Consider the following 14120-nt stretch of genomic DNA (forward strand, 5'->3'; position numbering starts at 1 on the left):
TCGCAACCGGTTCCAGCCGTGCTGTCCCCAACAGACACGCGTAAGTGCCCCCGTTCCTAACGCCCGGTAATGCCCGAGTCAACCGATCTCGAGGAACTTCGACGCGGTACCGATCTCGTCAAGCGAGGCTTCGCCCGGATGCAAAAAGGCGGCGTCATCATGGACGTCGTCGATCCCGAACAGGCCAAAATCGCCGAAGACGCCGGCGCCGTCGCCGTCATGGCCCTCGAAGCCGTCCCCGCCGACATCCGAAAACGCGGCGGCGTCGCCCGCATGGCCGATCCCGCAGACGTCGAGGAAATCGTCAACTCGGTCTCGATTCCCGTCATGGGCAAAGCGCGTATCGGGCACCGGACCGAAGCCCAGATTCTCGAAGCCGTCGGCGTCGACATGATCGACGAGAGCGAGGTCCTCACGCCCGCCGACAACGACTACCACATCGATAAACGCGACTTTACCGCCCCGTTCGTCTGTGGTGCGCGCAACCTTGGGGAAGCCCTGCGACGGATCGACGAGGGTGCAGCCATGATCCGCACCAAAGGCGAAGCCGGCACCGGCGACGTCAACCAGGCCGTCTACCACCAGCGCACGATCAAGGGCGAAATCCGCAAGCTCGAGGGGATGACCCACGAGGAGCGCGAGGCCTACGCCCGCGAAATCGAAGCTAACGCCGACCTGGTCCACGAGGCCGCCGACATGGGCCGACTGCCCGTCGTCAACTTCGCCGCTGGCGGTATCGCGACGCCCGCCGACGCCGCACTCATGATGACCCACGACTGTGACGGCATCTTCGTCGGCAGTGGGATCTTCGGCGCCGAGAATCCACCCGAGATGGCCGAAGCGATCGTCGAAGCAGTCAACCACTGGGACGACCCCGAGGCGCTGTTCGAGATTTCGAAGAACCTCGGCAAGTCCATGAAAGGCGACGCCAACGTCGACCTTCCCGAAGAAGAGAAGATGCAGGGCCGGGGCGTCTAAAACGGTTTACTGTAACCGGAGATTGCCGACCAGGTATGGGCAATCACCAGGAAGAGACCGCAGTAAATCGTCTGAAGCGGCTCTTTGGGATTCTGTCACTCTCGAGCGCGGTTTGAAAATTAGGGGATATTTTTTACACACCAAATCGGAAAGTTTTGTCAGTCCGAGTGTGATTATTACCATGTCATTTACCAGACGACAATTTGCGACTGGCAGCATCGGGCTACTGTGTGGCATCGGTGGGTGTAGCGATTTACGAGATACCGAATCACTCGAAAATCTACATCTGGGGTTGTCAAACCGGACGGATAAATCGCTGACATTTCACTTTGCGTTAGAGGCGGCGGACGGTCTCGGCCAGTGGCACGATTTCGACCTCGATGCCGACACTCGCCGCAAAGTCAGTCTCCAGCCGACAGCAGCGCATGAATGGTCGGGATATCAGGCCATCGCGGGCGATAAACGGGCATCCGGATCGTTCCTCGGGCAAGGAGATGAACAGGCCTGCCTGCAACTCGAGTTCCGGATCGCAACCGAGGAGATAGCAGCAACAATGTCGACAGACCGACCGCTATGTGAAGGGTAATCGAAACTGAAAGAAAAATCCGTAACTAGTCAGCCTGCACCGCTTCCGCAGCGTCCTCACGGTAGTACTCCGCGATGAGGTCCTCGTCGATCCGGTTGAGTTCCTCTTTTGGCAGCATCGAGAGCAGGTCCCAGCCGATGTCGAGAGTGTCCTCGATAGATCGGTTGGTGTCGTAGCCCTGCTCGACGAACTCGTTTTCGAAGCGGTCGGCGAAGTCGAGGAACTTGTTGTCCCGCTCGGTCAGCGCTTCGCGGCCGACAATGTTCACGAGGTCACGCAGGTCCTCACCCTCCGCGTACGCGGCGTACAGCTGGTCGGAGACGTCGGCGTGGTCGCCACGCGTCAGTCCCTCACCGATACCGTCGTCCATCAGCCGCGAGAGGCTTGGAAGGACGTTGATCGGCGGCTCGATACCCTGACTGTTCAGGGATCGGTCGACGATGATCTGCCCCTCGGTAATGTATCCCGTCAGGTCAGGGATCGGGTGCGTGATGTCGTCAGAAGGCATCGTCAGGATCGGAATCTGCGTGACCGACCCTTCACGACCCTGAATTCGACCCGCCCGTTCGTAGAGCTGGGCCAGGTCAGTGTACATGTATCCGGGGTAACCACGACGTCCGGGAACTTCCTCACGGGCGGCACCGATCTCACGGAGCGCCTCACAGTAGTTCGTGATGTCCGTGAGGATGACCAGTACGTGATAGCCCTTGTCGAAGGCCAGATACTCTGCGGTGGTCAGCGCCAGTCGCGGCGTGACCGTCCGCTCGACTGCCGGGTCGTCCGCCAGGTTCATGAAGACGACCGAGCGCTCGAGTGCGCCGGTACGCTCGAAGTCGGCCATGAACTCGTTTGCCTCCTCCTGGGTAATCCCCATCGCACCGAAAATGACGGCGAACTCCGACCCTTCGTCGTCGCCGTCGTCATCACCGGCGTCTTCCGGCACGGTCGCTTGCCGAGCGATCTGGAGTGCCAGGTCGTTGTGTGGCAGACCCGATCCGGAGAAGATTGGCAGCTTCTGACCACGAACCAGCGTGTTCATCCCGTCGATGGAGGAGACACCCGTCTGGATGAACTCCTCTGGGTACTCGCGCGAGTACGGGTTGATCGCCGCACCGACGATGTCTCGACGCTCGTCCGGGACGATTTCGGGACCGCCATCGATTGGGTTCCCCGACCCGTCCATCACCCGCCCGAGGAGATCCTCGGTGACGGGCATCTTCATCGTCTCGCCCAGGAAACGAACGGACGCGTTGCGGTCGATACCGCCCGTCCCCTCGAACACCTGGATCGAGACGAGACCTTCGCTCGATTCGAGCACTTGTCCGCGCAGGGTCTCGCCGGCTTCGGTCTCGATTTCGACGATTTCGTCGTAGCCAACGGGCTCGTCGACCTCGGCGAACACCAGCGGACCGCTGATTTCCGTAATGGTTTGATATTCTTTCATGGTTGGCTAGTAGAGCTCCCTGATCTGGGACTCGAGGTCCGCCTCGACTTCGTCGATGAACTCGTCCCACTCCTCGGCCGTGCCCATCCGGTTGAGCCGGGGTGCGGCATCGATATCCTGAATCTCGTCGACCGGGACGCCAGCGTCGAGGGCGTTGAACGCCTCGTCGTTGAACGTCTTGATGGCCTGGAGCATCCGGTAGGTCTTCTCCGGCGGGCAGAACGTGTCCACGTCGTGGAACGCGTTCTGCTGGAGCCACGCTTCACGCAGGTAGCGGGCAACCTCGAGGGTCAACTGCTGGTCTTCTGGCAGTGCGTCTTTGCCGACCAACTGGACGATCTCCTGGAGTTCGTCCTCCTCGTCGAGCACGTCGACACCCCACTGTCGGACCTCGGGGTAGTCTTCGGCAACGTTGTCGCGGAACCACGGGTCGAGTTGCTGTCGATACAGCGAGTAGGACTCGTTCCAGTTGATCGACGGGAAGTGCCGGCGTTCGGCCAGGTCCGCGTCGAGCGCCCAGAACGTCTTGACGATACGAAGCGTGTTCTGGGTGACCGGCTCGGAGAAGTCCCCACCTGGTGGAGACACTGCGCCGATAACCGACACCGACCCTTCGGTGCCGTTGATGTTCTGGAACAGCCCTGCTCGCTCGTAGAACTCGGACAGCGAAGCAGAGAGGTACGCCGGGTACCCCTCTTCACCAGGCATCTCCTCGAGTCGGCTCGAAATCTCACGCATGGCCTCTGCCCACCGCGAGGTGGAGTCGGCCATCAACGCGACGTCGTAGCCCATGTCACGGAAGTACTCCGCGATAGTGATTCCCGTATAGATACAGGATTCACGCGCGGCGACGGGCATGTTCGAGGTGTTCGCGATGAGGCACGTCCGGGACATCAGCGGTTTCCCCGTCTTGGGGTCCTCGAGTTCCGGGAAGTCCTCGATCACTTCCGTCATCTCGTTGCCACGCTCACCACAGCCGACGTAGACGACGATGTCGGCGTCAGACCACTTGGCGAGCTGGTGCTGGGTAACCGTTTTCCCCGAACCGAACGGTCCGGGAATTGCGGCCGTCCCACCTTTCGCGATGGGGAACAGACCGTCCTGAACGCGTTGTCCCGACACGAGCGGGACCGTCGGCGTCTGCTTCTCGGCTGCCGGTCGGGCAGAGCGGACTGGCCACTCCTGATGCATCGAGATTTCTTCGCCCGAGTCGAGCGTCGCCACCGTCTCGTCGACCGTGTACGTGCCCGCTTCGATCGATTCGATCTCGCCACCGTCACTGTCCGGCGGGACCATCACCTTGTGGGTGATGCTCTCGGTTTCGGGGACTTCACCGATGACGTCGCCGGCTTCGACGGCGTCACCTTCCTCGACAGTGGGCGTAAACTCCCACGTGCGCTCGAGGTCGATTCCCGGCGCGTCGACTCCGCGGTCGAGGAACGCCGAGTTCATTTTCGCCTCGAGTTCGTCGAGCGGGCGCTGGACACCGTCGTAGATGGTGTCGAGCAGGCCCGGTCCGAGGTCGACGCTCAGCGGTTCGCCCGTGTTCTCGACGGGTTCGCCGGGGCCGACACCCGAGGTTTCCTCGTACACCTGAATCGTGGTCAGGTTTCCTTCGATTTCGATGACCTCACCCATCAGCCCTTCGTCACCGACGTAGACGACGTCGTTCATCCGGGCGTCGAGGTCCGCGGCGGTCACGACAGGACCGCTCACGCTTTCGATTACACCGTCTTCGTCGACGGATTCTGTTTGTGCTTGGCTCATAGGTTATTCACTGTCTTCGTCCATCAGGTCGATACCGATGGCGCGTTTGATCTGTTCGCGAAGGCCGCCACCGCCACTGGCACCGCTGCCAATCGTGACGACGACCGGTTCGACGCTTGTCTCGACGTTCGAACGAACGTTTCGTGAGAGGTGCTCGAGGTCGCCCTCGTGCATGACGACGATACCGACGCCGTCGTCCTCGAGGACGCCCGTGACAGCCTCATCGAGGCGCTCGTCTTTCTCGTCGTCCGGAACGTTCGCAAACTCTCTGACGCCGGCGAGTCGAAAGCCCGTTGTGAACTCCGGACTGCCGACGACGGCTATCTCCTGGCTCATAGAATCACCAGTTCGTCTTCGATTTCGCTTTCCGAGAGACCGACCTCGCGGCCGCGAGCGATCGCACGGATGTTCTCGACCTCGCGCTCTTTGGCGAGGATGTACGAGAGGACCGCAGACACCGAGACGGGGTAGCTGCTCGAGAGCGTATCGGCGTACTCGAGTAGTGCCGCTTCCAGTGCGTGTTCGAACTGGATAAGGCTCTCAGCCTCTCTGAGTTGCGTTAACGCACTCGAAAGCGTGTCGCCGTAGCGTCGACTGTCGGCGATGTGGCTGACGAGTTCGTCGTAATCGGTGACGAGGCGACTCAATTCACTCTCGGTGAAGAGCACGCCGCCGCCGATGTAGTACGCTGCCGGGTCGAGGTCAGCGCCCGTTCGAGCGAGTCGCAGGGCGTTCCGAGCGTTTCGGAAGTCGATTTCGGCCTCGAGGAACTCGACGTACAGCGCCTCCGGTCCTTCCTGTGGCCGACCGAGGTCGGCGAGCAGGTTCTCGTAAAACGCCCGGTCGAGAGCGTTCTCGAGGGGGACGAGGGCACCGGTCTGCTCGTAGGTTTCGAACGCCTCGAGCAGCGGTTCGTAAAACATCGTCGCGTTGAGCGTCTCGATGGCGTCTTCGATCGTGTCGACTTCGAGCAGTCGATCGATCGTGGAGTCGTCGATTTCACCGGCCCGAATCAGGTCGGTCTGGACCTCGTCACTCGAGGTCTCGGTGTAGATGCCACGGATAATCGTTTTGACGTTCCAGACGTCGAACTTTCGGAGGTACCGGGCGATGAGGTCGTAGAGCCGACCTTCCGACCAGTCGAGTAAGTCATGGAAGTGCTTTGCGAGGTTCCGGTTCAGGGCGTACTCGATCAGGTCGACACCCGAAAATCGTGCCCCGAGGGCGTTGATCTCTCGCTCGTACTCCGTCTCCTCCATGAACCGTGCGATCCCGCTCGGCCCCATCCGGATCAGCTTGCGGTAGTCCTCGTCGGCGAACAGCGCGGCTCGGCGGGCCCGAACGCGAGCGTTCACGTACTCCGGATTTGAGGCACCTATACTCATTGCTCGAAGAGTTTGTTGCTGATTTCTCGGAGGTTCGATTCCCAGACATCCTCGAGCACCGAGTCAAACGTGTTGTTGACGCGGAGTCGAGATTGGTCGCTCTCGACGACGACGCCGCCGAGACACTCGTACTCGCCAGCGTGCTCGTAGCCGTCGTAGTCCTCGAGGATCGACGATAGCAACTCGGCGTCATCTGCACGACCGTAGACGCGAACGTCGTCACCTTCGTCGAACTCTTCGCCTGCAGCGTCGAGCAACGTCCGGGTCAGTTCCTCTCGGGTATCGGCTGGCAGGTCGACGAGTTCGTCCTCGACGGCCGCACGGACCTCCTCGAGCACGTCACGTCGGGCCTCCAGTCGCTCCTGTTTCGCCTCCAGTTTCGCACTGGAGAGTCGCTGTTCTCGGAGCTGAGCAATCTCGCGCTCGACTTCGGCTTCGGCCGACTCGACGATTTCGGTAGCGTCGTCTTCGGCTGCCGCCTCGATTTCTTCGGCGCGAGATTCGCCCTCCGCGCGTATTTCCTCTGCACGCGCGTGGGCCTCCTCCCGAATGTCTTCAACGACTGTTTCCAAACTCATTGGTAAGAGAAGGGGGCGTTTAACCGACCAGGAAGACGACGACCAGTGCGAGAATGACGAGCGTCTCGGGAAGGACCGTCAGGATGAGGCCCTTACCAAACGTCGAGTCGTCTTCGGCCATCGCACCGACGGCAGCGCTGCCGATACCGCGCTGGGCGTATCCGGTTGCGAGTGCTGCCAGTCCAACGGCGAGTGCCGCTGCACCTTCGTCGGTAAAGTTCTCGAGCGTTGCTCCTTCCAGTACTGCCATCGCGATCTCAGGTGTAATTTCGAACATTGTGTTTAGTCCTCACTGTGGTTTCGATCGTATCCGAACGGTTCGTAGTTCTTTCCACCGCCTTCATAAAACTTCCCAAAGAACTCGACGTATTCGAGCCTGATACCCTGTAATCCGGCACTTGTGATACCAAGTAGCAAGACCAGGATGTGCCCGAAAATCAACACGATTATGCCGAGCAGGATGAAGACGATCGCCGATGCGCCATCGCCCATGTGGAACAGTCCCTCGAACATCATCTCCGACGATGCGTAGGGGATCGACTCCTCCCACGACGCGTCGAACATCCGCTGGCCCTCCTGTGTCTCCCACGCACCGAACGTGAGCAGGTTGACGACGAACGCCATCCCACCTTTCGCGAGCAGGACGGCGGTCATCCGGGTGTACGAGAGGACGTGGGCGAACGGGATGAGAATCTCGACCAGCTCGAGTGCGTCGCCGATGCCCAGCAGGATGGCTCCCAGCAGGATCATCGCCAGCGGCAGCGTGAAAAGGAACTCGCCGCCACCGGGCACTGGAATCGTTGCACCGAGCATCCAGATGCTCCCCTCGCCGAAGCCGTTGAACCCGAGGCTGAACGGCTGGCCGTCGAACACGCTGAACAGGAAGTCCGGCTTGTCAGCACTGGCCTGGTGGGTGAACACCCAGATCCAGATGCCGTTGAGCAACAGGATCCAGGAAACGCTGTGCGTAATCGCGTTCCACAGGCCGTGGCTGAGGTTGTCGACGAAATCCAGGACGTAGCCGATGTTGAGGTGTGCCACGCCGAAGAGGACGCTCACCACGAGCCACGCCAGAGCGAAGTCAGTCGAATACGGATCCAACCCCTTGTACCAGCCACCGATATCGCCCGGTAGCATATCGCCCAGGAAGTGGAATCCGAAGAACTCTCCGAAGAAGAACCCGAAGAGTATCGTGAAGGATCCACACCAGACGGCGACCATCCCGAGGCTACCGAGCATTCCGTCGAGGTTTTTGTACAGATAGTAGCCGATCAGGACGTACAGGGCACCGTATCCGACGTCACTGATCATGAATCCGAAGAACAGCGGGAACGTCATCCAGAGGATGATCGTCGGGTCGAGTTCGCTGTACTTCGGTCGGGAGATAACCTGCACCAGTTCCTCGAAGGGACCCGCCGCCGACGGGTTGCTCTGTCTGACCGGCGGTTCGTCGTCCATCGTGACGTAGCCACCGTCAGTCGCTGCCTGTTTCGGTGGCTTTGACTCCGAGTCTGATTCGTCGGCCGCCTCGGCCGAATCCTCGTCGTGGAGTTGCTCCGTGTGGTGGTGTGCGCCGTGACGGTCGTAGCTCGCCCGCTCGAGTTCTTCGACCTCCACGCTGTCGCCGACGACCTCGTTGAGTCGCGCAACGAGTTCCTCGTACTGGTTGGTTGGCACCCAGCCTTCGGCGACGAACGCCCGGTTACTCGTCGCAAACTGCAGCGGGGCGTCGGCCTTTTGCACTTCGATGCTGAGTTCCTCTTCGAGACGGAGCAAAAAGCCCGCCTCGTCGAGTTTGATCCGCTCGAGGTCCGAGTCGATTTCCTCGATATCGGCATCGAGTTGCCGTTTGCGGTGCTCGAGGTCTTCGACGTATTTCTCGGGGTTTTCGTCCGTTTCGGGAACGGGATGTCGGGAGAACTCGATACCGACGAGAGCGTCGTCGATGATCGCCGCGTCGTCGTCGGCGTCGGCACTCGGTGCCGCAACGATGGCGATCACGTTGCCGCCAGTGAACGTCTCGAAGGCACGGATGTCCTCGGACGCCTCGAGGGCCGCCTCGACGTCCGAGGTCGGCCCTTCGCCGACCAGAACGTCGACCGAGTCGTACCCGGACAGCAAGTCCAGGTCGATCCCGAGTTCGGCAAACGGAGCGACGCGGTCGATCTTCTCCTGGACCTGTCGTCGTTCCTCTCTGATCTCGTTTCGTTCGTCGTCGAGGGCGTTCACTTTCGTGCGAACCTCCTCGAGACGCGTCTCCCAGTCGTCGGGAAGCCGACCCGGTCCGGCGTCTTCCTCGGTGATATCGAGGATACTCTCGAGGGAGCGAACGGTGACGAGTTTCTCGGAGGATTCGTCGGCACCCTCGACGGGGTTGCCGTTGTCGAAACCCTCCCAGGTTCCGTCGTAGTCGCTCAGGTGGACCAGGTTAAGTTCGTGGACGGTCTCGATGACCGGCACCATTACGGATTTGGAGCCAGCCAGCGAGACTTTGCTCATCTGCTCAGGTCTGAGCATTGACGTCCTCCTGGAACAGTTCGACGACGTGGGCTGTCACCTCGCCGACCCGTGTTCGGGCACTCTCTGCCAGTGCCTCCCGGTCCTGTTTTCCTTCCCGGAGCACGCGTTCACACTCGGCGTCGATCTCCTCTCGAGCGTCTTCGAGACGACGCTCTTTGAGGGCTCGCGCCTCTTCTTCTGCCTCCGTGCGAATCTCTTCAGCGCGTTCCCGGGCCTCGGCTATGCGATCGTCGCGATCGTTTTCCGCCAATGCGACGATTTTGTCGGCCTCTTCTTCCGCCGACGTGATCTGTTTGAGAACCTCTGGCCTCGGCATACTCTAAGCAAGCGAGATTTGCTCTAGCGGCTATAAGGTAGTTGCGATAGTGTCTCAGCACATCGTCCCGTCTATACGGGTGTTGACACCGACCATAGCCACCGGCGACACCGTCGCTGATGGACAGACCTATCACGTCAGACTGGTAAGCATCGGGCAATGGGTATTCTCGAGAACAAGGCACGGGCGCGGCTGTTCTATAAGTACCTGTCACAGGTGTACGACCAGATCAATCCCTTCATCTGGAACGAGGAGATGCGCACAGAAGCGCTCTCACTGCTCGACTTCGAAGACGCCGAGATGGTGCTCGACGTCGGCTGTGGGACCGGCTTTGCCACCGAAGGCCTACTCGAGCACGTCGACACGGTCTACGCACTCGACCAGAGCGAACACCAACTCGAGAAGGCGTACACGAAATTCGGGAAAGCAGGTGGCCCAGTCCAGTTCCACCGGGGCGACGCCGAGCGGCTCCCGTTTCAGACGAACACGTTCGACATCGTCTGGTCGTCCGGCTCCATCGAGTACTGGCCCGAACCCGTCCTCGCGCTACGGGAGTTCAACCGCGTCCTGAAACCGGGCGGACAGGTACTGGTCGTCGGCCCGAACTATCCGGAGAACCCGATAGCCCAGGTGCTTGCCGACGCCATGATGCTCTTTTACGATGAGCACGAAGCCGACCGAATGTTCAAAGACGCCGGCTTCGAGGCGGTCAAACACCTTTTCCAGGGCCCGAGCTACGAGCCCGAAGTCGCGATTACGACGATTGCTCGCGCGCCCGAGTGATTCATTTCGAACGTTACTTTTCCGAACGCCCGCAGTTATCCGCTCTCGAGCGAGGGAGTGCTAACATGCCACCGTCACGAGCCGAGCAATCGTCTGCCCATCGACCGTGAGGTGTGCTCGAACGACCGAACCCTCTTCGAGCGCCGGGGCGTTCGTCCCGGCCAGACGAACTGCGGCGCGTTCCCCCGGTCGCCACTGTGGATCAGTCGCACCGTTGAACGGCCCGTCAGGAGCCCCCCGAAAGCCGTGTGCGCCGACGAACGGTACCGGCGGTTGGAACTCGAGTGGCTCGTCGTCTATGGTCACGTGCACCTCGAGTTCGCGGACGTCGATCGCGTTTCCGGCGACGAGGTCGAAGACCAGTTCGTCCCGGTCCGCGTCGGCCTCGAGTTCGAGCGCTTGTCCAGGGGTAGCCGTCGATGGACTCGCCAGATGCGGGGCAACTCCGATGGCCAACGTTCCGGCGAGGAGGACCGTTATGCCGAGAAAGAGAACGGTTCCGACCAGTGGGCTTACCCCACGCGGCCCTCGACGGTGCATTATCGACCCGCTCGAGGAGCAGCGTAATCGGGCGAGCGTCTCCTCGAACGTGATCGCGAGACAGGGCGTCGGCGTGGGCGGGCGAACCGGCTGAACTGCAGCCGGGACCACCGGTGAGAAAGCGGCGACATAGTACACTCTGGCTGCGCAACAGTATATAAAATTCAACCCACCAACGATACTGAATCGCTCGAGCGAGAACGTGGGTCCCGGATACCGTCAGGACTTGTTCAGGTGCCTTCGGCGACACCGTCCACGGTCACACTTACTGTTTCCGACGGGGTGTCGACCGTGAGTTCGTAGTCGCCAGTCGGTGGGGCAATCCAGTGGGTCCCATCTTCGCCCGTCGCACCGATTTCGGACCCGTCGACACTAATTGTGGCATCGACGGGCTCACCCGACTCCACGTCGACGACCGTGAGTTCGGCTGGTCCGAATCCGGGCGTCGCGTTCAAGCGGACCTCGAGGTCGCCCTCTTGCCACGTTTCAGTCGGCTCACGCGGGAGTGTCGAGAGGAACAGCTCCTGATGCTCGCGGGTGACCTGTTCGGTGGCTCCATCGACGAACGCGTCGAGATCACCCTGCGGGTGGGCGATATCGGCGCGATAGAGCTGGTAATCGGCAAGCCGGTTGATCGACGCCCCGTCAGCGTTCGCAAGCGCCCACGGATAGAGCGTATCGACGTAGTCGTCCCAGTCACCAAGTGAACCGATCTGGTCTTCACTATCGGGTTCTCGGAGATCAAATCGCTGGACTTCCTGGAGATACCGATCGCCGGCGATCGCCGAGACACGATAGCCAACATCGTTGGTCTCGACCGTGAACTGTCCCGATCGTGCGGGCTCACGCGTCCCATCGAGTTCCGAGCGGAGTTCGCTCCGATGGGCGTCGAGTTTGTTGCGGGTTTCTCTCGCTTCGTCCCGCAGAGAGTAGCCAGACACCTGACCGGCGGCAATCTCGAGTTCGGTGAGGAACGCCGCGAGTTCGTTGGCCTCGTTGTAGTTTCGGTAGAACGCTCGCAGTAATTCCTCGTCCGAGGCCTCACCTGCTGCATGGGCCGTCACAGCACGCTGTTCGCGCTCGTTGAGGACCTGAATTCGGTCACGGACAATTGCGTGATACGCCTCGATCAATTCGGCCCGCTGGTCGGGATTATCGGCAAACTGTTCCTCGAAGGCAAACCGGTGGTGGTCGGTCCTGAGATCGTCATCAGCGATCGAGATTGTCGACTCGAACGCCGGCGTCGGCGACGTATACAACCGCTGGCCTTCGTCACCGATCGTGAGTCGATTCGTCGAGTCTTCGATCTCGATCATTACGGAGAGATGTTGGAGCTGGGTCTGCCCGACCGTATCGGCGGTCGAACTCGTCTCGAGTGGCGCCGAAACGGAACCTTCGGTCTGGGAGACGGCCGTATCGGTAGTCGGACCGGCTGCGACGACAGTCATCGCCGGCAGCGCACACACCAACACCAACGCGAGGAGGGCGGGGGCCGCGTTGTTCATCACGGCTGACTAACGAACCCCTGGTACAAAAACCGGTCGTTGCTCGAGACAGTACTTGGTGCAGACATCGATATCCCGACTACAGGGTGTGAGAGTACTCTATCCGCTGGTTGAACGGTCGTTCCCCGTCAAAAGCCGCCGAAATAGCAGTTCTTGAACATCACGAGGAGATAGAACGGTGACGAGAGCGTTCGAGTATCTCGACGGTTCCAAAATAACGATAGAACCTCCGTGTGAACGCAGCCTATGAGGTTTTTTGGATGGAAAGGGTTTTTTGCCCTGCGGGATACCCCTTGGACGTATGCGGTTTCCCCGCGCGATAACCGGCGCCCTCATCATCCTCCTCGTCACCTCCATGTTCGGTGGGATAGCCCTCGGTGCATCATTTTCGCCGATTGACGCCGAGCAGTCCCCAGACCAGTGGAGCGTGCCAGCAGTCACCTCCATGCAAGAAAGCGACGAGCCGCGAGAGTTTCCACCGGCCGATCCCGCCCAGTTGATCTACATCTCCGTCGGTGAGGATGGGAACGCGACCTGGACGGTCGAAAGCCGGTTCGTCCTCGAGAGTGAAGACGACGAAGAGGCGTTCCTCTCGTATGCCGATTCGGTCGTCGAAGGCGAGCGAGACGGGGGCTACGACGAATCGATGTTCGCTCAGTACGTAGAGCAGGCTGCAACTGCAACCGACCGCGAGATGGCGATACGCGATGCCGGCTACGACACCCCGCGGGTCGATAGACCGGACGATGAAACGAACGAGACAGATCCCGAGTCCTTCACCGAAGAATCGGACCAGCTAGTCGGCGTCATCGCCTACTCGTTCACCTGGGAAGGGTTTGCCACGACGGATGCGAATCGGATCTACATCGGTGACGCCTTTCAGTCACCCGACGAGGGGAGCTGGTTCCCCGAGTTGACGGGCGATCAACGGCTGGTGATAGAAATCCCCGAAAACTACGCATTCGAGACGGCACCGGTCGCCACACGGGACCGCACCGTCGTCTGGGATGGGGCGCACACATTCAGTGAGGACGAACGGGAACTGGTGTTACTTCGAGGTGCGGAACCACCGGGCAACGGCGACGACAACGGTGATGACGACCCTGGACCGATCGATCCGGGTGACGACGGACTGTTCGACACGTCCCTGGCGGCAATCGTTGGGCTGATTAGCTTTCTCGTACTCGTCGGCGTCGCTGGAAGCTATCTCCACCTCAGACGAAGGGACGAACCGCTGCCGGGGTGGATTCCAGCGGCGCTTGGCGGTCCAGGCCGAACGGACACGACTCACCACGAACCCGACCAGACAGATGCACTCGAGGAGCCACGGTCACCCGGAACGGAACCCACGACAACGCAGCCGCCGGCATCCGCCCCTGACGTAAGTGAGCACACGAGTGGCGAGGGTGCCGAGACGAACGCTGTAAGGGGCACAGCGGGAGCAGTCGGAGCCGACGAGGAGGCAGGAGACGAAATCGACCCCGAACTCCTGAGCGACGAAGAACGAGTCCTCCGCTTGCTCCAGAAGAACGGCGGCCGAATGAAACAGGCTTCGATCGTGACCGAAACCAACTGGTCGAACGCGAAGGTGTCACAACTCCTTTCGAAAATGGACGATGACGACGACATCGAGAAACTCCGTATCGGTCGTGAGAACCTGATTACGCTACCCGAAGTCGACCTCACCGAACTCGAGTGACCGGACACAATCGTGACCG

Annotated in this window: 14 protein-coding genes; 4 read left to right on the forward strand and 10 right to left on the reverse strand. The window is 60.7% G+C overall.

Annotated elements, in window-relative coordinates:
• Positions 1-69 precede the first annotated feature (69 nt).
• Both pdxS and NLK60_RS08915 read left to right on the forward strand, forming a co-directional pair.
• Positions 70-978 carry a pyridoxal 5'-phosphate synthase lyase subunit PdxS gene (pdxS, locus tag NLK60_RS08910; protein WP_254807452.1) on the forward strand — a complete coding sequence of 303 codons (909 nt, stop codon included), beginning with the start codon at positions 70-72 and terminating at the stop codon, positions 976-978.
• Between the two features lie 181 nt (positions 979-1159).
• Positions 1160-1564, forward strand: a complete 405-nt coding sequence (locus NLK60_RS08915; protein ID WP_254807453.1) for a hypothetical protein — start codon at positions 1160-1162, stop codon at positions 1562-1564.
• A gap of 25 nt (positions 1565-1589) precedes the next feature.
• Here NLK60_RS08915 and NLK60_RS08920 read toward each other — a convergent pair whose 3' ends face one another.
• The 8 genes from NLK60_RS08920 to ahaH are packed head-to-tail and all read right to left on the reverse strand — an operon-like array spanning position 1590 to position 9574.
• Positions 1590-3008, reverse strand: a complete 1419-nt coding sequence (locus NLK60_RS08920; protein WP_254807454.1) for an ATP synthase subunit B — start codon at positions 3006-3008, stop codon at positions 1590-1592.
• 6 nt (positions 3009-3014) lie between these two features.
• The gene (locus NLK60_RS08925) at positions 3015-4775 is read right to left on the reverse strand and encodes an ATP synthase subunit A (RefSeq protein WP_254807455.1); all 1761 of its coding nucleotides are present in this window, start codon (positions 4773-4775) and stop codon (positions 3015-3017) included.
• 3 nt (positions 4776-4778) lie between these two features.
• The gene (locus NLK60_RS08930) at positions 4779-5111 is read right to left on the reverse strand and encodes a V-type ATP synthase subunit F (RefSeq protein ID WP_254807456.1); all 333 of its coding nucleotides are present in this window, start codon (positions 5109-5111) and stop codon (positions 4779-4781) included.
• Entirely contained in the window at positions 5108-6160 is a 1053-nt protein-coding gene (locus NLK60_RS08935; RefSeq protein ID WP_254807457.1) for a V-type ATP synthase subunit C, read from the reverse strand. The genes NLK60_RS08930 and NLK60_RS08935 overlap by 4 nt, the downstream gene beginning before the upstream one ends.
• Positions 6157-6738 carry a V-type ATP synthase subunit E gene (locus NLK60_RS08940; protein ID WP_254807458.1) on the reverse strand — a complete coding sequence of 194 codons (582 nt, stop codon included), beginning with the start codon at positions 6736-6738 and terminating at the stop codon, positions 6157-6159. The genes NLK60_RS08935 and NLK60_RS08940 overlap by 4 nt, the downstream gene beginning before the upstream one ends.
• A gap of 19 nt (positions 6739-6757) precedes the next feature.
• On the reverse strand, positions 6758-7015 hold the full coding sequence (locus NLK60_RS08945; RefSeq protein WP_425499041.1) for a hypothetical protein: 258 nt from the start codon (positions 7013-7015) through the stop codon (positions 6758-6760).
• 5 nt (positions 7016-7020) lie between these two features.
• Positions 7021-9255 (reverse strand): V-type ATP synthase subunit I, encoded by a 2235-nt coding sequence (locus NLK60_RS08950; RefSeq protein WP_254807459.1) that lies wholly within the window; start codon positions 9253-9255, stop codon positions 7021-7023.
• Entirely contained in the window at positions 9242-9574 is a 333-nt protein-coding gene (gene ahaH, locus NLK60_RS08955) for an ATP synthase archaeal subunit H (RefSeq protein ID WP_254807460.1), read from the reverse strand. The genes NLK60_RS08950 and ahaH overlap by 14 nt, the downstream gene beginning before the upstream one ends.
• Positions 9575-9733: 159 nt before the next feature.
• Here ahaH and NLK60_RS08960 point away from each other — a divergent pair, with 159 nt between their 5' ends.
• Positions 9734-10357 (forward strand): methyltransferase domain-containing protein, encoded by a 624-nt coding sequence (locus NLK60_RS08960; protein ID WP_254807461.1) that lies wholly within the window; start codon positions 9734-9736, stop codon positions 10355-10357.
• A gap of 60 nt (positions 10358-10417) precedes the next feature.
• Here NLK60_RS08960 and NLK60_RS08965 read toward each other — a convergent pair whose 3' ends face one another.
• On the reverse strand, positions 10418-11035 hold the full coding sequence (locus tag NLK60_RS08965) for a type IV pilin domain-containing protein (RefSeq protein WP_254807462.1): 618 nt from the start codon (positions 11033-11035) through the stop codon (positions 10418-10420).
• Between the two features lie 92 nt (positions 11036-11127).
• The gene (locus NLK60_RS08970) at positions 11128-12402 is read right to left on the reverse strand and encodes a carboxypeptidase-like regulatory domain-containing protein (protein WP_254807463.1); all 1275 of its coding nucleotides are present in this window, start codon (positions 12400-12402) and stop codon (positions 11128-11130) included.
• Positions 12403-12703: 301 nt separating this feature from the next.
• Between NLK60_RS08970 and NLK60_RS08975 the strand changes: the two genes are divergently transcribed.
• Entirely contained in the window at positions 12704-14101 is a 1398-nt protein-coding gene (locus tag NLK60_RS08975; protein WP_254807464.1) for a helix-turn-helix transcriptional regulator, read from the forward strand.
• Positions 14102-14120 lie beyond the last annotated feature (19 nt).

The organism is Natronosalvus amylolyticus, from assembly GCF_024298845.1.
GTDB lineage: Archaea > Halobacteriota > Halobacteria > Halobacteriales > Natrialbaceae > Natronosalvus > Natronosalvus amylolyticus.